The following is a 20,765-nucleotide window of genomic DNA, read 5'->3' on the forward strand; positions in this document are numbered from 1 at the left end:
TCAGCAGATATATTAGGCCCAAGTCTAGTTCCTTGCTTATTCAAAACTCCATTCCCTAATACTGAAGCCTTGCTTGCCCAATGCTCCCCCAACCACCATATAGATGTCATGAACTCCCTGTGCATCAGTAATCCCGGTTGAATGCTCTTTCCATCGAGGTGATATGCCCGATTCAGGTGATCCACCCGATGCCGGAATCTCAAGCTGCCCAATCAGCAGTCCGTCCGGACGATCCAGATGAAGCTCCAGCACCGCCTCCGCGCCTTCATTGGAGATTGCAGCTGTAAAGCATGCTGCCCCTTCATTGCCAAAATCAACCTTCGATAACGCAATCCAGCTGCCTCTTTCCATCTCGGTAACAACAACCTCAGAATCGGCACCAGCCGTAGGCTTTGATGTACTTAATCGCTCCGTCTTCACCCCTGCGCTCCATCCCATTGTGGCAGCAGCTACCCTCTGATAAGGATTGAACAGCTTGATCTGTTCAACACCTTCATAATCTGCGTCCACCTCGTTCATACGACCATCTGCTTCGTTGAAGCTAATCTGGTTCAGATGTGTCGAACGATAACCATCAGGAACCTCCATCGCCTGTGATAACGTCTGGGCGTGATAAGCAATATACCAGTGATCCGCAAATTGAAATATGGCATGATGGTTGTTGCCGCCAACGCCAAAAAAGTGACCCGGATTTCGCAGGACCGTTCCTCTGTACGTCCATGGACCCATGGGCTGGCTGCTCGTCATGTAAGCAATCTCGCCGGGTGGCGGACTGCCCTCTGGACGAATACCCTCGTCAAAGTTAGAGCAGTAGGTAAAATAATAGATATTGTTAAATTTATGAATCCCCGCATCCTCAAACATGTACGGAGCAGGGATAACCCTCGCCCGGCCCACCACACTGGTCATATCTTCACCCAATGGCATAACTCTTGCGGTATCCGGCCTATCTGCTCTCCCTTCCGGTATACCACCCCCAAAATAGATATAAGCTCTGTGATCATCATCTACCAGCACGGCCGGATCGAACAGCCACGTCACATCCTCAACACCCGGAGTCTCTCTGGTAATGAGCGCTTTTCCAATAGGATCTGTCCAGGGCCCGACCGGACTCGGGGCTGACAATACGCCGATGCCGCTGGCATTGTTTGAAAAATAAAGGAAGAATCGATCCTGCCCGTCAATAATCTGATGGGCAGCGGCTGGTGCCCAGGATTGAGTGGCCCATGTGGCTGCGCCTTGGGGCCCTGCCACATGAATCTCACCATGATCTGTCCAGTTAACCAAGTCGTCTGAAGAGATGACTGTTATGCGGTTGATCGAGTGGAAACTGTTTTTCTGCGGATTGCCCTCAGAATCATATTCCAGCTTATCACTCGTCATGTACAGATAGACACGCCCCTCGAACACCAGAGCATACGGATCGGCTCCAAATTTATGAGCAACCAAAGGATTTTTATTTGGTGGAAGTTTTCCTATGGCCTTACTGATCTTCACAGCAGCTATAGATGCATGATTCTGTTCCGTTTGTTCCCTCGCATTTGAAGCAGAATTGTAGTTCATCAGTCGTTCCTCCATTTGAGTTTGATATACATCTTATCGCCGCTCTGCGATTTGCCAGATCCAGGCCTAAAATGCAGGGAAACGCTTGCAATAGCAGATGCAGCATGTTAGGTTGATTACAGTTTAAGGTAAAGCTGATTACATTTTCATTGCGTATTCCGCTCTATTTATTGCGCGAAAGGACAAGGAGGTGCTATATGAACGGATCCACTGAATATTTTTACGATCCCATCCAGTCCGAGCTTTTATATCTTCATCGCGTAACTACGTATCCATTGGAAACAATCTATCATCGACATGATGCATACGAGATCTACCTTTTTATTCGCGGCAATGTCAACTTTTATGTGGAGAACCGATGTTATCATCTGGAGCCGGGGGATTTGCTTATTATGTCTCCGGAGGAAATGCATCGCGCCTTTATTTTGGATGGAACCGAATATGAACGAATTACTATTAATCTAAAAAAAACATATCTTTGTCAGTTGTCGACTCTATCAACCAATCTATCCGCATGTTTTGATCATCGTCCAAAGGGACAACAAAACATCGTTCACTTAGATGATTACCATATGAAGCTGATTTTGCATTTAACTAGCGAACTGGAGGAATTGCTTGATTCAAATGTATATGGAACGGATGTTAAAACCAATGCAGTCATTGCACAGTTGTTGGTTCTCATTAACAATTCGTTCCACAATAAGTCCTCTATACCAATCGATATCATGCCAGAGATGGTACGTAAAACAATGGATTATATTGAAGCGCACATTTCCCAGGAGATTACGCTTCATAAGCTTGCCGAGGCATTTTATATGAACAGCACGTATATCAGCCGCCAGTTTAAAAAGCATACCGGACTAACGATCCGCTCTTACATCTTGAACCGTCGTATTGAATTGGCGAGATATTACCTATCCGGCGGGGTGAGCATTACGGATGCCTGCTTCCAATCGGGGTTTCGCGATTATGCCAATTTTATTCGAACCTTCACCAAAATTACCGGAGTCTCTCCGGGCAAATATAGCAGACAAGCACAAAATATTCCTGATCCATCCTTTGCACACTATGCAGCATTAAACCCGGCAAAGGATGGTCAAAAATAAACCCCTGCAATGAAGAGTATTCATCAACAACATTGAGCAATCCTACCCATTAGATTAACGAATTAAGAGGCGAAAATCGTTTAGATACATGCCTAATCGGTAATCGGATTATGTTCTTGTCCATTCAGGCAATCGGTACAAGTTCTTCTCCTTGGCCGGGACACGAACTTGTACCAACCTTCATATCGTGCATTCCCCTATAAAATGCAGCGTACATTCCTGCAGGACCGGACCGCCGCCCACAATCGTTAGAATTTATAATTCAGTCATCGTCGTCCTGTCCTTCTCCTGTTTAGTCTTGTTTGTATTGGTTACGTTCAAGAGGCTTGTGTCGCATACAATCGTGCATAAATACCTCCGCTATGCAGCAGTTCCTCATGCGTACCCATCTCGGCAATCTCTGTACCCTCCAGCACAACGATCTGGTCGGCATGACGGACCGTCGATAGCCGATGGGCAATCACCAGTGTTGTGCGATCCTTCGATATTTCATCCAGTGCCTGTTGGATCTCTTGCTCGGTCTTGGTATCAAGCGCCGATGTGGCTTCATCCAGAATGAGGATCGGTGCATTGCGCAGAATCGCCCGTGCTATCGAAAGGCGCTGTTTCTGCCCTCCAGACAAACGCACACCGCGTTCACCAATTACCGTATCGTAGCCTTGCTCCATCTGAGATATAAATTCATGCGCTTTAGCTGCTTTAGCTGCGGCAATCACATCTTTCCGTGTCGCGCCCTTCCATCCATAAGCAATATTGTCATACACCGAGCCATCAAACAGGAACGTATCCTGCAGCACCATTGAAATATTGTTACGCAGGCTGGAAAGCGTCACATCACGAATATCGATGCCATCCACTCGAATCGATCCCGCCTGTTCTTCTGTAGTCATATCACCATAAGGGACATAAATTGTCGGGGCAATTTTGGATAAATCTTCATAATTTTCATCGCCCCATGCTAAAATGATCAGATCAGGCTCAAGAGTCATGACATCTTCCGGCTCCATAGCTACTTTAATGGAGTCTGTAATCTGGTTAGCAAAAACAGCCTCTTTCCCGTCCCTTGCCGCTCTCGCCACACCTAGTGGAGTTACACCTAGAGCCACTACATCGCCAACCAAATAATCGACTACAACACGCTGAGGGTTGTTAGGCACCTTAACGTCACCCTTTACTGTGGATATCGTTCTCGTCTGCGAAACTGCTTCTGAAGCTTTCGTATCCGATACTTCCGATTGTGTTGTCTGTTGTGTCTGCGCAGGGATTGGATTCACCGTCCCCCCGTTATTCGATGGCGTTCCCGACGCACATGCCGACAATAAAAACATCAAACTCATCGCCGCCGCCAAGATCATTTCTTTACTTCTTACTTTTCCAAACATAGTTGATTCCCCTTCTCTATAAGACTGGACTAGACCCGCTAGTTCCCTCTCATAGTAAAGAAAATGAGAATCATTATCAATACCATCAACCTGCATGGATAGTGCGTTTATTTTCCGATAATCACTTGGTGTCATCTTGTAATACTTCTTAAACATCCGAAACAGATTTTTCTCATCTGTAAAACCAGTTCCTGTTGCAATCTCTTTAATGGTTGCTTCTGTATGCTTCAATTCCTGACAGGCAGCTTCAATCCTTTTCTGAATGAGGTACTCCTGTAAGCTCATCCCTTCCTTCTTTTTGAACAGCCGCGTCAATTGCCCACCACTGATCCCAAACATATCGGCAATTTCTTGAAACATAATCGGCTGCATGTAATGTTTATCGAGATATATCTTGGTAGAACAGGCTGGATCTGGCTGGAGATACCGAATCTCACCACTCTCAAAATCTCTGTATACCCCATGAACCAATTGATATAGAAAACTTTTGGCCTGCAGCTGATCCATCGCCTTGCCGCGGTTCCAACCATTCATCAACTGTTGAAACCAATCGAGTAGCAAGATAGGATTACTTGGTGTATAACCAAACTGTTGAACGAATGGATTCACTTCCTCCAGTAATTGCTGCAGGTGCCTCTTGAAAAAAAGAGGTGATTCTGCTTTATAAAACACCATAAAGGTCTTCACAATCTCCCCTTTTGGCGAAATACTGAGCAGGCTCCCTTTCCCGCCGTGAACTAAACCGAAGCGTTCCATTGCAAATGTGGTTTCATTCAGTTGAATTTGCGCTTCTCCTCCATATGCATAGATAAACATGCTGCTAGGCATTTTGTACTGCTCCAAAGGGGTTTGGGACGCTACATTCTGAAAGCGTACATCTATTAATGTAATGATCGAACGTGTCCAAATACGGGCCATCGTATCGATCATCTCCGGTGTAAATACCTGGCTTGCTTCTGCTTCTTCTTGCATCTATCCGCGCTCCCTCATCACACTTTTTCTATATATCAACCATTGATTGATATTGATTATCAATATCATTATTCATGAGGTAAGTATATCATCATTAAGTGATATTGGGGGAGCAGGCAACGGAAACTAAAAAAACTGACGTCGGTAGAGTACCGATGCCAGTTTGCCGCCAAGGTTCTTTTTCAATGTAAACAAAATGGGAAAAGAACTTGATTCCTTATAATAAAAAAGCCACTAAAATAGCGGCTTTACAGGGCATTGCTCATGTCTCTCGACATATTGAGTTTATCAACATCCCCCTAAGTGCTTAGGTAATGGAGCTGGTACCATGCGTAATTTTTATTTTACTACATACCGAATCTCTCGATATCCCCTTCAGAGAGCACGGTAACGCAACCCATCTACAAGCAGAGAAACAATATTTTTTGCATGCTCTATATCATCGTTGTCTACTGCCGTACTTAGGCTTGCTACCGCCCACAACAATTCATCTGGTGTAATCTTGGCACGTACTTCATCTGCAGCTGTTGCTGTTTCAATCAAAGTCTTTAGAGCTGGACTTAATTCCTCTACAAAGCAAATAGGTAAGGTTTCGTATGCCGGATCGCTAGAATGTAGAGCTGCAGCGAGTCCTCGTTTAGTTGCTATGAACTCCAAGTAACGCAACAGCCATCGCTCCAGTGCCTCAACAGGTTTATATTTATCAGCTAAGTCTACTGCAGCATCTGCACAAGCATCGATCTCCTGACGAAAAACAGCTTCAATTAAGTCTGAACGTTGTGGAAAATGACGGTAAACAGTTCCAACCCCTACGCCAGCCTTATCCGCAATCTCACGAACTGGAGCGTCTACCCCCGAGGTTGCGAACACTGTCATTGCTGACTGGAGCAAAGCATTAATGTTGCGTTGTGCATCGGCACGCACGCTTCGAACTGTCTGCTGACGAGGCTCCAATCCTTCACTGCGATCTTCCGTTTTGTCGTTCATATAAGTTATATCCCCCATAAGTTAATTCTACATTACGTCAATGGAATTTAGCTACTGTCCTATTCTTCATATTAACAAGACATAATCATAGCTTCAAACAAAAGAGTATTCCATATTCAAATTGGACATTGAAACAGGGCCTGTAGAATCCACTCATTACATAATCCAATGTAATCTAAAATACTGTGGATGTTATAAGTTTAATAAATATCTTGCAAGTGGAACTTCGTTCCGTATATAATAGGAACAACGTTCCACTTACGTTCTACTATAGCAGAACATAGGCGAACTCATAAATATTAATTGTTTAAAGAGAAAGGAAGGGATATTTAATATGAAAATCAATATGAGCGCTCCCTCTACCATCGTCTCTGTGAAGTCGATAGCACTAAAAGCCCCAGGTCGTGGTGAGGATTTGTTAGTGAAAATATCCGCCCCAACAACTGGAGGCAATTTGCCAATTATTCTTTTCGCACACGGTAACGGATCTTCGCTTGACGGCTATAGCCCTTTGACCGACTTCTGGGCTGCTCACGGTTTCGTGGTCATTCAACCTACGTTCCTCGATTCGAGAACTGTTGGCCTTACTCATGACGATCCCCGTAAACCACGGATTTGGCGTTACCGAGTCGAGGACATGAAGCGAATCCTCGATAATTTAGACCTTATTGAATCTGCCGTACCAGGCCTCAGTGGACGCACTGACCGAAGCCGAATAGCAGCAGCCGGACATTCCTTCGGCGGCCAAACGGCAGGAAATCTTTTGGGATTGCGAGTCCTCGACCCAGAAACTAAGAAGGACGTGGACCTGTCCGACTCACGCATCAAAGCGGGCGTGCTGTTCGCCACCGCTGGACAAGGTGGCGACAACCTGACACCGTTCGCGACCGAGAATATGCCGCACTTGAACGTGAGCTTCACGCACATGACCACGCCCACGCTTGTGATCGTCGGGGACCAGGACTATACCCCGCAAAAGTATCAGTTGACCGTCCGCGGCCCGGAATGGATGTCCGACCCCTACTTCCTGAGCCCAGGAGCCGAGAGCCTGCTCACCTTATTCGGTGCAGAACACTCACTTGGCGGAATCCCAGGTTATGAGGTTACGGAAACAACAGATGAAAATCCAGAACATGTCGCCTTAATTCAGCTGGTCTCATGGGCTTATCTTTGTCATGCGCTGGATATTGAACATGACAGCTGGTCGGCAGTTCAAAAGACTTTGTCAGAAGATCCAAATCCAATCGGTCGAATTGAATCCAAGTAAACTTTCACAAGAGCTAGATACGCTCCTTTACCCACCTCTCACTGGGAATGGAGAGCTAGTTCCAGTGTCAATATTTCGCTTTTTAAATACCTAGCCATCCGTATTTATCTCTTATCGTGTTTGTTGTTCCACAACAATATGAACATTTTCATATGTTATGGTACTTAATAAAGGTTCTAACTGTATATCCTTCATTATTTATCGATCTAATCAGGAATCGGACCTGGTTCTTATCCGATGAATGGTCCACTAAATTATCAAATCTAAATTTAAACGACGGATTCCCAGGTAGAAATACTGGGAATCCGTCGTAAGCCTATTTTAGAATTAGCTTATTTAAAGGGATCCTTATGCCATGTATTATCCCCCATTATCCTATCAATAATATGTTGTGATTCCCAAACAGCTGCGATCTCTAATCCTTCGCATTCTTTTATGTCAGCAGGTTTAATCTCACCCTTGTAATAAATTGAATACTCACCTGTAAGTTGATCAATGACACATGCAGGAGGTGGCCAAGCCTCTTCTTCATTAACAAATGGTCGGTTTTCTACTACAGGCCAATCACCTCATTTTAGAACATCATCATAAGCCCCAACAATAAATTGATAATTCTCTTGCTGCGCTTATCCTCAAAGGTGTTTCCCATATAGTTATAGATGGCTATACTTGCATCTTTAAATCTTCTTCCAAATGCAAATTTACCATTTGGCAGAGGTATGGCATATAGATCTCCCAATTTAATGCGCTTGCGTTTTGTATTTTTCAGGGTTTTCCAAACTCCTTCGTAGCAGCTTTAGAATATGCGTACTTTCCAACAGTTGTTCATCTATTTGTATGATAAGTATTTGGAGCTCTCTGCCAATCTATAAACCCGTCAGGTTCAAACCATCATACGTTTAGCTTTCTTTCCACCCAGAATTTGCACTTTCGTAACATCTAAGTCCTGATCCTAAGATTAATGAAAACATGTATGAGACTATTTCAAGGTATTCACTTGCTCACGGATCTTCTTTATAAAGTCATTTAAATCGTACTCATGTTTATGTTTCAATTTATAGCCCAAAAATATTTCATTCTTTACAATCATATCTCCGAAAACAACCTTAACCATGGAATTAGGCTGTTGTTGATTCAAAATATAAGTTGGAATAAGACTGATGCCCGCCCCATCTACAATAACTCTTAATATCATATGAACATTTGGAATGATATGAACAGGTTTAATTAAGGGACGATTCCTGAAGTGTTCTCGCCAATATCTGCGTATAATAGGTAACTCCAATCCGTAACTGATCCATTGCTGTTTCAAAAGCCATTCTTCTCGAATTATTAACTCATTACTTACAGGTACATCCAAAGAATTCGGGGCAACTAAAACAAATTGTTCTTCTAAAAGCCTGGTGTATTCAATTCCTGGAGCCAGGAATTTCTTCGAGGTGATAATCACATCTACCCGGTCTTCTTTCAGAAGCTCTAAACATTGCTCTGCATCCCCAAAATAGGCTACAGTACTTACTTCATACTCGGATAGATTACGAAGAATGATTTCGCTATACATTTCTGGGGCAGACCCTATTTTCACAACGTTCATCGTCGGCAGTGAGGTTGATTTAAGTCCCATGGTTGCTTGTTCTAAGGCCTCAATAAGTGGGGCAACTTGTGAATACAATTCTTTTCCTCGTTCGGTTGGAATCATTTTCCGTGCAGTCCGCTTAAACAATGGTTCTCCAGTTTCAGCTTCCAGTGCAGCTAAATGTTGACTCATGGCTGGTTGAGTCATAATCCGTGCCTTCGCCGCTTCGGAGACAGAGCTATGTTTGTATATGGCAATAAAACTTCTGTACCACTCAAAATCGAGCATTAAAACATTCCTCCGATGTACTTAAGAGTCAATAATATGTTACCAACATACATCATACAAACATATTATTATAAAATTATTTATAATAATAATGAAATTTCATAATTTGATTTATGGAATTTGGTGACCTATGATAGCTTCATAACCATTAAGGAGGATTGAGAATGACTAAATACAAGGCTCTTGTCGTAGGTGCAACTGGTATTATTGGAAGCTATATTCTTGATCATTTAAGTATATTGGACGAATGGGATGCAATCGGTGTTGCAAGAAATATCCCCAAAAAGAACCCTGAACGTTATGTAAGTCTGGATTTATTAAATCCTGAATTGCTTAGGAATAAACTGGAACAAATCCGAGGCATCACTCATATCTTTTATGCTGCATATCAAGATTTCCCTGCACAATCTCAAGAACAGCTTGATGTGAATACAAGTATGCTGGCTAATGTCGTGAAAGCTGTTGAGGAGACCTCGAATTCATTGGACCGAGTTATTTTGATGCAGGGTGCAAAAGTATATGGGGTCCATCTCGGGAAATTTAAGACGCCTGCGAAAGAAAATGATCCAAGGCATCTTCCTCCAAACTTTTATTATAACCAGGAGGATTTTTTACGAACTCACCAAAAAGGAAAGAGTTGGACTTGGACGATTCTACGCCCTGATGTCGTTGCTGGTGTATCCATTGGTAATCCAATGAGTATTGCCATGGTTCTTGGCGTATATGCATCAATTTCCAAAGAGTTAGCCCTTCCACTTCGCTTCCCAGGTAAAGAAAATGCTTATAAAGCACTAGTCCAATTTACAGATGCTTCTCTTCTTGCGCGAGCTTCTGAATGGGCAGCCCTTCAAAAACATACTGCACTTGAAGTTTTCAATATCACAAACGGAGACCTTTTCCGCTGGGAAGACCTTTGGCCAAAATTAGCTCAGTACTTTAAAATAGACGCTGGCCCGATACAGACGATTTCTTTGACAGAGCTAATGCCTTTACAAAAAGAAACTTGGGTCAGTATGGTTAACAAATATGATTTGCTGCAAACTCCATATGAAAAAGTTGCTGCTTGGCCATTTGGTGATTTTGTATTTGGATGCGACTATGATGTTATTTCAGATACTACAAAAATTAAGCAATTCGGTTTTCATGAAGTGATGGATACAGAAAAAGAATTATTTGCTGTTATGGATGAACTAAAAAAACAAAAACTCATTCCCTAAACTTAGTATTTCATATTACAATACAAATTCGAGTGTTTTGAGGGCGACCAATTGCTGATTCCGGAAATTGTAGATGCCGATACCGCTTTTCAAATGATTTCATCGATTGATATTGCGGCATTTGCCGTCATTGCCTTTAACTAGCCGGAGAAATTTACACGAGAAGTGGTTGAAATTGTCGGAGGTTAAATTTCCCTCCCATCCTTTGAAGGCCTTCTAAGAAATGTTTATACATTGGTTTACTGTCTTTAGCTCTGAATAATCTCCATTCAACACTCCTCCAGTCAAGTGGGCTACTTTGATGGATATATGCCTCACTCGATCCCGTCAACACGGGCTACGGCGTCCGCGCTTAGGCCGCAAAAAAAGAATCCAGGTGCACCCGGATTCTTTTTTTGCGAACAAATATATTCTTTGGGGAAAGCATCCAAGCATTACTCTATGGTAGGCATTGGGTTATTTGGTTGGCTCAAGTTGATCAGGGTGACATCAGACAATGTAATTGTCGTATCACTGTCTTCCGTCCCGGAAATGTTGCCCATGTCAAAAACAATTCGAGTATTCGCATAGCTTGGTTCGGAGGCTTCGAACTTATAGGAATACTCTTGTTCATCAGTGGACAGGTCCACTCGCTCTCCAAAAAAACCGTGCCAAGCATATTTGGCGGGAACGTCGACCCAGCCGATGCCCAAGCCCATTTTTCGCGCCTTATCCGCTTTGGCTTTGAAGGTAAGTTTGTAGATATAACCTTGCTGAACGCCAAACCCTTCATTAATGACCTGTCGATCCCATGGATTGCTCCCTACTTGGGCGATTCGAGCTAGCAACTGTTGATTCGCAACACTAATTGCTAGATTTGCAGGATTGCCGTCTACGTACGTGAACCAGCCTTCGCTTCCTTTAGCAAAGTCGCCGTTCGGAATCAGATTGACAGACACCAGCTGTCCGCCCTGATCAGCGCCTGGATTCACCTTCAAATAAGGTCACGTTTTGGATCAACACGTCATGCGGTTTAGACAACGGATATCCCAATCCAAAGGCCAGCACGGCCTCTGAATCGGAAGTGCCTCCCATCGTAAATGTATACGCATACTGCTGCTTCTCCTCAGTCAGTTCCACCGTTTCTTCCATATACTTGGCGAATTCTCCGCCGCTCTGCGAGATCACGGCCTGCATTGATTTTGGATCGGATACGGAAGCCTCGAAGCTCAGCCGGTATGTCTTTCCGGCATCCAGCGCAAGTTGGCCTTGCTGCAATAACGCATCCCACCAATTTCCGGTTGTCACTGGCAAGGCAATGCGGATACCAGTTTGACCTTCATGCGAAGCCGTGAGGTCGGCAGGAGTCAGTTCCCAATAGGTTCGATCTGCTGCCAGCTCGCCATTCTTTAACTTATTCTGTGAAATGTCAAGCCAGTGTGTATTGTACTCATTGCCTTCAAAATTTACGTAATACTGGCTTCCCGCTTTCAGCGAAACCGGTGGTAAATACACAGTTTTGTAAGTTTGCCAGCCCCCCGTGTCTCCAAGAAGAAGATCGGCGCTTGCAATCGTCGTCCCTTGTTCATCCTTGACGCTGAAGCGAACTTTTGAATCACTCTTAGCACTGGCTAACCGCGTGGAGAAAGCGTAAACTCCTTCGTTCGTCACATCGATCTTGTATTGCAGCAAGTCTCCTTCATCCATGTAGCTGACATGTTTGCCCCCTTCATCGGAGTTTTCTATTTGTAACCCTTGCATCATCCAGGCATCTACTGCAGGAATGTGCGTGTACCCATGAATCGTTACAGGTTTACCACGTTTCGTAAGGCGAACATTGTCTACATAGACCTTGCCCGTGGAACTGCCGAATAATAGACGAAGTTCGGACATTGCTGTAGCTGTACCCTCTCCGATCACAATCTCACCGGTGTAGTTCTTCATCTCTTGCCCAAGCCGGATCTGCTGTCCTTGATGAACCTGTACGACATGACCATCGCTGCTGGTCATGTCGATGTCCATTGTGCGAGGCGCATCGGACTTGGCGTCGAACGAGAAACCATAGGTCGTGCCTGCTTCCAGTTTCATATCCGGCTGAACCACAACTACTTGATCCGGCCGGCCATTGGTTTGCGCAACATCAACCACGAGTTGTCTTTCCATGATCGGGAATTTCAAGAAGTTGTTTACGGAGACCTGGGCTTCCGCACCCGAATGGGTCTGAGTGGACCAGAATCCCAAACGGTTTTTGCCTTGATCAAACGTGCCGTTGAAGACGTAATTGCCATCCGGTAGCGCTTTTCGTTCTATCGGCAGTGGATCTGCTTCGCCAATTTCGATCAGTCTGACATTGGACACAGTCACGGAAGCGTCACTCAGTCCTAAATTGAATTCGAATCTGGCATTGTTGTCCGTACTATCCCGCATGTTGAAGGTGTATTCGTACGGGTTCCAATCCGTAGTTAAGGAGAAAGATTTTTCACCGGAATAGTTCGTCCAGCTTTTTTCAAACTGAGTCACTTTGGATCGTATCACCCGGTTTGCAGATACCTTGGCATCAAACTGCACCTTATATTTTTTATTTTTCTTCACGTAGATCGGCATTTGCGTTAGTTGCACGGAATAATTTTCGGTTCCTGCCTGCGTGATCGTAACTTTCGCAGCTTTACCTTTCTGTTCATCCTCAACGACCTCTACCTTACCAGCCCCGCTGGCATTCGTGATGAATTTCCATTGGTTCGGCACACCATCAGCACCCAAACCTTCGGCAAAGCGTTCATTATAGATCTGGTTGCCATCCGCTTGAGGTTCGCGTTGTCGTTCAGGCTCGATCGGATTCGATGTTACGTCCGGCCATTCGTTCAGGTTTTTGTACGAATACACCCGGACGAAATCCACATTCATCTTTTCTGAGACAAACTCGCTTTCTGGTGATCCCGGCCAGTCTCCGCCTACCGCCAAGTTCAGGATCAGATAGAACGGACGATCGAACGGTGCTGGGAAGGTGTAACTCTCCGGCTGGCCCGCAGCTGTCGTCTGCCAGTTATTCACCTGATGATGCAGTTTCCCGTCAACGTAGAAGCGAATCAAACCTGGTAGCCACTCTACCTGAAAATCATGATATTCGTCTGCAAAGGACTTGCCTTCGGGCAATGTAAACTTCCCTTGATCATGACCGTGTGAACCGTCAGCCTTCACGGCATCATAGTGGAGTGTGCTGTATACTTCGTGTTCGGCCTCTTTGCCGCCGATCAACTCCATGATGTCGATCTCTCCGGATGACGGCCATCCTCCGTAATGAGCTTCATCCGTAGGCATCATCCAGATTGCGGGCCACATGCCTTTCTGTACAGGAAGTTTGGCGCGCACAACCACTTTGCCATATGTCCAGTCGCCTTTCCCCATCGTCATCAATTTGCCCGAGGTATACTCTTTGCCGCTCTTCGACTCCCGTTTTGCCTCGATTTGCAACACGTTTCGTTCGCCATCCTTGACGACGCGTGTATTGTTCGGGCTGTAATACTGCAATTCGTTGTTGTAGACGAGCCCGGTATCCTCAACGATCCATTTGGAAGCATCCACGGAAGACCCGCTGAATTCGTCGTTCCAAACCAGTTCCCATTGTTCATTCGGAATTGTCGTTGCAGGAATCGGCTTTTCACCTGCTGGATTTCCGGGAACGGATGGCGTCTGTCCGCTCGGTATCGACGATATCGGATCATTCGACCCATTGACGGGCGTTGATGGTTTGGATGGCACAGTCTGCTCAATTTCAGGCGTCATCATCGTGTGCTGCCCTGGAGTGATTTTTTTTCCGTTAACGAGTACGTCCGTTGCATCCACCTTCAGCAGCTTGATCTTGCCTTTTGTATTAATGCGGGTGTGCCGAGCTTTGTCCAAAATCGTAAGCGCATCGACGATGGTGTCGGAAGAAAGTTCAACCGTTGCTTTACGCAAGACAAGCATCTCTTCAACTTGACTGCCTCCTGCAATCTCCAGGTGTACTGGAACGGAAGCATTGTCGACCACGACGCGCTTCAGTTTGGAGTTGCGGATAAGGATAGAGTGGCTTCCGCCGCCTTTCACGATTACGCTTCCGGTGACGGTCACACCATCCAGCGCCACGGTACCATCACCAATGCCTTCAGTTAGTAACAAGTTACCGTTTACGGTTGTGTTCTTTAACGTCGCGTCGGCAGACCGAACGATTAAATTACCCTCGACCTTGGATTCATACGTGCCCGGAGCGCTTATAACATCCCCAATCATAGAGGACAATAACATTGCTGCTTCTGCTCGCGTAATGTTCGACTGCGGAGTAAGTTTACCACTGTATCCGTTTACAATTTTCTCACTGATAAAATAACTGAGTGCTTTTCTGGCATACCCTGCTACATCTGTCTCATCTTTAAAACTTGACACTACTCGTTCATCTTCCTTGCCTGTCGATAGCTGAAACGCACGATCCGCCATGACAGCAGCGTCTTGCCGGGTGATCGGTCGTTGCGGTGACAGGTGCGCTGCATCCGTTCCCTGGATGATTCCCGAACCATTTGCCCGCGTTAATGCATCATAGTACCAGTCCTCTTCATAAACGTCCGAAAAAGATGCTGATCGTGGACCGCCTGCAAATCCGAATACTCGGTCCAGCATCACCACAAACTCGGCCCGGCTGATGATTTCATTAGGCTTAAATGTGCCGTCCGCATAACCACTGGTCAAAGCAAGATCTTGCATGCGCGCCACGGCAGTTTCTGCCCAGTGTCCCGTCAGATCCTTATAAGCGGCGGAATGCAGGCTGTTCGCCTGCACATGTTTCGCCTCCGCTTGCTGCTGTGCGCTTTCTGCCCCGACAATTGCCGGATAAATCAGTGAAACCATCATGCTTCCTGCTACGAGACATGCCAATCCCTTTTTCAATCGTATTCCCCCTTCATCGTATTGTCATTGCCAGTCAGTGCTATTCTTTCACTGCCCCAATGACGATTCCTTTCACGAAAAAGCGTTGCAAAAATGGATAGACCAGCAAAATAGGCAATGCGCCGATAAAGATCTGTGCCGCGCGAACCGTACGCTGGGAGACGTTCTCCAGCATGGACGGGTCCACATTGATTTTACTGAGGTCTTGTTGCACGATAATCGTCTGAAGCAGCGAAGCTAGTGGATAATTTTTAACATCCGACATATAGATCATGCCGTCGAACCAGGAGTTCCATTGATACACCATGGTGAACAAGGACAGTGTGGCGATTGCCGGAAGGGACAGCGGGATGTAGACCAACACCAGGGTTTTGATATGACCCGCGCCATCCAGATAGGCCGCCTCCTCCAATTCTTTTGGCAACCCCCGAAAGAAGTTCATCATGAGTATGACATTCCACACGGACAATGCTCCCGGCAGAATAAGCGCCCAGATCGTATCCATCAAACCGAGTTTCTGGATCAGAATATAACTCGGTATAAGACCGCCGCTGAATAAAATCGTGAAAACAAAGAACCACGTGTACATCGAACGACCCTTAAAACTAATATCTTCCTTTGATAACGGAAAGGCCGTAATCAGCATAATGACCATCCCGATAATGGTAGCAATTACAGTACGTTTGACCGAGACCATCAAGGAGTTGATAAAGTTCGAATTGCCAAACGTCTTCACATAGGCATCAGTCGTAAACCCGATGGGCCAGAAGCTGACCAGATTCGAAGAGGCCGGTGCCATGCTGCTGAACGAAACAGCCAAAATATGAATGATAGGTAATATGCAGAGCAGCGATAACACTCCGAGAAAAATATAATTGGCAACACTGAATATTCGATACCCTTTTGTTTTGTAATACAAGCCCTTTTCTCCTCTCTAGAACACTCGGTAGTTAGCCAGTTTATAAGCGAGTCGGTATGAGATAACAATCAAAATGGTTGCAACCACGGATTTGAACAACCCTACCGCTGTGGCAAAACTCATCTTGCCGTTCAGGATACCGAGTCGATATACGAAGGTATCGATAATGTCTCCTTTGTCATAAACAAGTGGATTGTACAGGTTGAACACCTGATCGAATCCCGCATTCAGAATGTTTCCGATGGAGAGTGTCATAAGTACTATGGTGATTGGCATCAGCGCAGGAATGGTAATATGCAGAGTCTGCTTGAAGCGGTTGGCTCCATCCACTTCTGCTGCTTCATACAGTGAGGGATTGATTCCTGCAAGAGAGGCCAAAAACACGATTGTTCCAAAGCCGAATTCTTTCCAAATGTCACTAATTATAAGTGTTATGCGAAACCACGTCCCATCCCCCAGGAAAAATATCGGGTCCCCTCCCAGTGCAACAATAAGCCTGTTCACCATGCCTCCTTGCGGAGAAAGGATATCAAGCAAAATCCCGCCCAAGATAACCCAAGAGAGGAAGTGAGGCAGATAAACGAGTGTTTGGCTTACTCTTTTAAAAGCGACCAAACGGACTTCGTTTAACAAGATTGCGAAAAGAAATGGTGCGACCAATCCTGCGACAATTTTGAAAAAAGCAATGATTAAGGTGTTCCAGATTACTTGGCCGACATCGGGATATAAAAACAAATATTTAAAATTGTCCCAACCCACCCATTTGGATTCTGAAAATCCAAGGTAGGGTTTGAAATCCTGGAAAGCGATAACAATCCCACCCATTGGTATGTACTGAAATACTACGGCCAGCAAAACCGCCGGAACGAGCATCATATGCAAGGACCAGTTTCGTTGTATATTCCAGCGCTTTTTTACCTTGATGGCCAGCCGCTTGCTCGGCGTTTCTATCGTATGTTCCTTCACCCCAACATCCCCCATGTTCTAAAAATTTATATTTTACAAGTCCGCAGGAACTTGTATATTAAAATTATAGCAACGGTCATTAGCAATCTATATCCTAATATTGCAACAACGATAACAATATTTTAATGAGTTGAGGAGGTTGAACGTTGCTCACCCGTTTGAATGTCTTCACCAAAATTACGCTGCTGTTTGTGATACTGCTTATTCTGGTGCTGTTTCTCTACACATACTCCAACAGAGAAAGCGTGCGTGTTATCAAACACGAGATTCAGAACAACACCATGAATCACTTGTCAACCTTTGCCGATTCTGTAGAATCCAATATATACCAACTATCCCTCTACGGAATGTCTATCGGACAGGATTCCAGCATTCAGGAGTACCAGCGCCCGGATTACAAGGATATCCCCTATGAACGTGTCAAAGTCGGAAGTGCCATTTTGGAAAAAATGAATCTCTACAACGCGGCCAGCAAATGGCATTCGACTATCACGTTGTATTTTCCGCGTCTGCATAAAGTGATTTCAACGGACTATTATGCATTTATCCCGTACAGGGAAGATGAATTTACAGAACCGCTCTCGAAGTCATGGACGTATACCCATAATCAGTTTGAGTGGTATACTACGGATCCAACTACAGCGATTGGCAAGCCGGGCAAGGCCAGATTAATTACCAAAATCAGCTTCCCTGTGCGTCACTTGACTGCCATGCTGGATCAGAACAAATTAAACAACAAAGGTGATCCCTTCATGTTTCATCCTGAGTTCGGCTTAATCACCAACAGCAGCGGAAAGGACACCCTGAATGCTGTCCAGTTCAAGCTGCAAGAGGCGAATTTACAGGCAAAAGGAGGATTCACCACCAAGATGAATCAAACGGAATACTATGTCTCGTATATTCAATCCGACAGTCTGGGATGGTACTATGTAGACTATGTTCCTATGCAGCAGATCCTAAGACCGATTACGAGCAGCCGTAACCTTTTTTACGCATCAATTGCTGTTCTGATCGCCATGAGCGTTGTTGTGTTGTATGTGCTGTATCGGAGTGTGCAACTCCCGCTTCTTCAGTTGGTGAAAGGGACGAATCGATTGTCGACCGGAGACTTTTCCGTTCGCCTGCATCATTCCTCACGCAATGAATTCAGCCTGTTATTTGCACGATTCAACATCATGGCACAACGAATCCAGGAGTTGATTGAGAATGTGTACGAAGAAAAACTGAGGAGTCGCGAAGCCACGCTGAAACAGCTTCAATCTCAGATTAACCCGCATTTTCTCTACAATTGCCTCTTCTACATCAAGAACATGGCCAGGATGAAAAATGAAAAAGCAGTCGTAGCCATGGCTCTGAATCTGGGAGAGTATTATCGATACATAACAAGGTCTGAGAATGATCAGGCAACGATCAAGGAAGAACTGACGATGGTCAAAAACTATCTGGAGATCCAGTCGCTAAGGTTGGAACGAATGCATTTTACAATCGACGTGCCCCATGATATTTTAGATAGGACCGTGCCCAGGTTGACGCTCCAGCCCATTATTGAGAACGCTATCATTCACGGGATTGAGCCCCGAATAGAAGACGGCGTGATCAGCATTCATGCAATTCACAAAAACGATATGTATACGATAACGGTCGAAGACAGTGGTCTTGGTATGACCGATGACCAACTCGATCAATTGAGGAGCAATCTTCACAAACCGCTCGACGGAAACATGGGTTGTGGCACCTGGAATGTCCATCAACGTTTGTATTTTCTGTACGGTGAAGGAGCAGGACTGAATTATGAGCATTCGACCATGGGCGGAGTGAAAGTCAGCATCACATGGCACGACAATACCAACGAGTAGGTGACACTCATGTTACAGATTTTATTAGTCGACGATGAACGTTCGGTCGTGGAAACATTAGCCGAAACCATTCCATGGGAAAGCTGCGGAATCAGTGTAGTCCACGAAGCGTTATCTGGTGATGTAGCGCTCGAGATTATGGAGAATCACGACATAGATATCGTAATTACGGACATACGTATGCCTGAGATGTCTGGTATCGCCCTTATTACGGCAATCCACGAACGGTGGCCGCATGTGCAGACCATCCTTTTGTCAGGATACGCCGATTTTGAATATGCGAAGCAGGCTATTGCAAAAGAAAGCTTTGATTATTTGCTGAAACCTGTGAGCGATGAAGACTTGATAGAAACCATGCAGCGTCTCGTGGACCGGATCAAGAAAAAGTGGGAAACCGCGGCGTCGTACCAACGGGCATTAAACGCTTTTCAGGATAACCTGCCTTTATTACAATCCACCATGCTTCATGAATTGCTGACGGGTAAAACCTATTCCTCGGCAGTGCTGGCAGACAAGCTCGAGCTGCTGGAACTACCCTACTCGATTGATGAAGATCTAGGTATGCTGGTCATACGTATGGAGGAACACTTGTCCGAAATGGCACACAGCGACCTCTCATTAATGGAATATGCCATATGCAATATCATTAGCGAAGTGACGCATAATCATTTTCATATCTGGCACACACGAGATGTTCATGATTATCTTGTCGTCCTGGTCAGCGTCAAACATTCCGGCGCCAAGAATTTTAACAAGGATGAGAAGCCGCAAACGCTGCTGGAGCATTATGCGGCCCAAATTCAAACGAACGTGCAGTTGTACTTGAAAGGCGCCATCTCCATCTCGGTTTCCCGTTGGGGCAAGTTTCCTTACGAAATTGGAGAAATATATGAGGGTGCCGTAAGGTCCATGCGAAAGCGGATGGGTCAAACACAAGGTTTGTTCGTGACGGCTTCGGATGAAACGGATGTCCATCCACTGCCAGCAATCCGTTCTCTCTACAAGCCGCCAACACTCATTAGTCTGTTGGAAGCCGGACGTTTCGACGATGTGGAACAGAAAATCGAGGTGATTTTTGACGAGCTGCTGCATTCGGGAGAGCATCATGATATCGTGGAGACGACGATTGAAGTGTACCATGCCTTAGCCGGGGCCTTTGCTTATATAATCCACAAAAACGGGAAGCAGATCTCTACCCTCCTGCCCGCTGAAACATATCGGTATTTTCAAGCACCAAGTTATGGTACCGCACAGCAGTTGAAAGACTGGTCCATCCGGACACTCCATTACATAAGCGAAGATGCTGAACAAGAGCTGAAGGACAATCACAGCACCATCGTCCGCAGTGTCAAAAGCTTTGTGGACCTGCACCTGGCTTCAGACGTATCCTTGCCAGCGATTGCAGATCATGTTCACCTGCATCCTGTTTACTTATCCAAAGTCTATAAGGCAGAGACTGGAGAAGCCCTTACAGCATATGTATATCGATTACGAATGGAAAAAGCGGCCTATTATTTGCGGACGTCAGACGCGAAGGTATTCGAAATAGCCGATCTTGTCGGATATAACAATACTGCATATTTCATACGTGTTTTCAAAAAGTTCTATGACCTTACTCCGCAAGAATACAGGGAGAATCTACCCGTCTGAACCTAACATCGTCCCGTCCATTTGCTATCTTAGCCGCTTTTCATGACGTATCTCCAAAAAAGGCATTGCCGGAGATCTTCTCCAGCAATGCCTCTTCAATTTGTTTAGCGCGTTTAC

13 protein-coding genes are annotated in these 20,765 nt (G+C 45.2%); 5 read left to right on the plus strand and 8 right to left on the minus strand.

From position 1 onward, the window contains the following. Positions 1 to 36: 36 nt before the first annotated feature. Positions 37 to 1,563, minus strand: coding sequence for a glycoside hydrolase family 43 protein (locus BLV50_RS07055; RefSeq protein WP_090806686.1), 1,527 nt, complete (start codon positions 1,561 to 1,563; stop codon positions 37 to 39). A gap of 197 nt (positions 1,564 to 1,760) precedes the next feature. Here BLV50_RS07055 and BLV50_RS07060 point away from each other — a divergent pair, with 197 nt between their 5' ends. Next, positions 1,761 to 2,669: an AraC family transcriptional regulator gene (locus BLV50_RS07060; protein WP_090806687.1), complete on the plus strand. Its 909-nt coding sequence runs from the start codon at positions 1,761 to 1,763 to the stop codon at positions 2,667 to 2,669. Between the two features lie 317 nt (positions 2,670 to 2,986). Here BLV50_RS07060 and BLV50_RS33665 read toward each other — a convergent pair whose 3' ends face one another. Continuing rightward, the gene (locus BLV50_RS33665; RefSeq protein ID WP_305367656.1) at positions 2,987 to 5,023 is read right to left on the minus strand and encodes a helix-turn-helix domain-containing protein; all 2,037 of its coding nucleotides are present in this window, start codon (positions 5,021 to 5,023) and stop codon (positions 2,987 to 2,989) included. A gap of 375 nt (positions 5,024 to 5,398) precedes the next feature. Then, positions 5,399 to 6,028 (minus strand): TetR/AcrR family transcriptional regulator, encoded by a 630-nt coding sequence (locus BLV50_RS07070; protein WP_256337879.1) that lies wholly within the window; start codon positions 6,026 to 6,028, stop codon positions 5,399 to 5,401. A 316-nt stretch (positions 6,029 to 6,344) separates the two neighbouring features. Here BLV50_RS07070 and BLV50_RS07075 point away from each other — a divergent pair, with 316 nt between their 5' ends. After that, complete coding sequence (locus BLV50_RS07075; RefSeq protein WP_072733049.1) at positions 6,345 to 7,277, plus strand: alpha/beta hydrolase family protein; 933 nt, start codon at positions 6,345 to 6,347, stop codon at positions 7,275 to 7,277. A gap of 979 nt (positions 7,278 to 8,256) precedes the next feature. Here the strand turns inward: BLV50_RS07075 and BLV50_RS07085 are convergent. Beyond that, entirely contained in the window at positions 8,257 to 9,141 is an 885-nt protein-coding gene (locus tag BLV50_RS07085; protein ID WP_090806691.1) for a LysR family transcriptional regulator, read from the minus strand. A 164-nt stretch (positions 9,142 to 9,305) separates the two neighbouring features. On the opposite strand from BLV50_RS07085, the gene BLV50_RS07090 reads away from it, so the two are divergent. Further along, positions 9,306 to 10,358: an SDR family oxidoreductase gene (locus BLV50_RS07090; protein WP_063563776.1), complete on the plus strand. Its 1,053-nt coding sequence runs from the start codon at positions 9,306 to 9,308 to the stop codon at positions 10,356 to 10,358. A 434-nt stretch (positions 10,359 to 10,792) separates the two neighbouring features. Here the strand turns inward: BLV50_RS07090 and BLV50_RS33375 are convergent, their stop codons facing one another. The 4 genes from BLV50_RS33375 to BLV50_RS07105 are packed head-to-tail and all read right to left on the minus strand — an operon-like array spanning position 10,793 to position 17,142. Next, complete coding sequence (locus BLV50_RS33375) at positions 10,793 to 11,329, minus strand: carbohydrate binding domain-containing protein (RefSeq protein WP_256337880.1); 537 nt, start codon at positions 11,327 to 11,329, stop codon at positions 10,793 to 10,795. After that, positions 11,313 to 15,257 (minus strand): carbohydrate binding domain-containing protein, encoded by a 3,945-nt coding sequence (locus BLV50_RS07095; protein WP_256337881.1) that lies wholly within the window; start codon positions 15,255 to 15,257, stop codon positions 11,313 to 11,315. Before BLV50_RS07095 ends, BLV50_RS33375 begins: the two co-directional genes overlap by 17 nt. Before the next feature lie 40 nt (positions 15,258 to 15,297). Beyond that, a complete protein-coding gene (locus BLV50_RS07100) occupies positions 15,298 to 16,176 on the minus strand; it encodes a carbohydrate ABC transporter permease (RefSeq protein WP_063563774.1) in 879 nt (292 codons plus the stop codon). Between the two features lie 15 nt (positions 16,177 to 16,191). After that, positions 16,192 to 17,142 carry an ABC transporter permease gene (locus BLV50_RS07105; protein WP_090806693.1) on the minus strand — a complete coding sequence of 317 codons (951 nt, stop codon included), beginning with the start codon at positions 17,140 to 17,142 and terminating at the stop codon, positions 16,192 to 16,194. A 146-nt stretch (positions 17,143 to 17,288) separates the two neighbouring features. Here BLV50_RS07105 and BLV50_RS07110 point away from each other — a divergent pair, with 146 nt between their 5' ends. Together BLV50_RS07110 and BLV50_RS07115 are read left to right on the plus strand one after the other, a co-directional pair. Next, the gene (locus BLV50_RS07110) at positions 17,289 to 18,998 is read left to right on the plus strand and encodes a sensor histidine kinase (protein ID WP_090806695.1); all 1,710 of its coding nucleotides are present in this window, start codon (positions 17,289 to 17,291) and stop codon (positions 18,996 to 18,998) included. A 9-nt stretch (positions 18,999 to 19,007) separates the two neighbouring features. Further along, positions 19,008 to 20,648, plus strand: a complete 1,641-nt coding sequence (locus tag BLV50_RS07115; RefSeq protein WP_090806696.1) for a response regulator — start codon at positions 19,008 to 19,010, stop codon at positions 20,646 to 20,648. Positions 20,649 to 20,765 lie beyond the last annotated feature (117 nt).

The organism is Paenibacillus sp. 276b, from assembly GCF_900107875.1.
Lineage (GTDB): Bacteria > Bacillota > Bacilli > Paenibacillales > Paenibacillaceae > Paenibacillus > Paenibacillus marchantiae.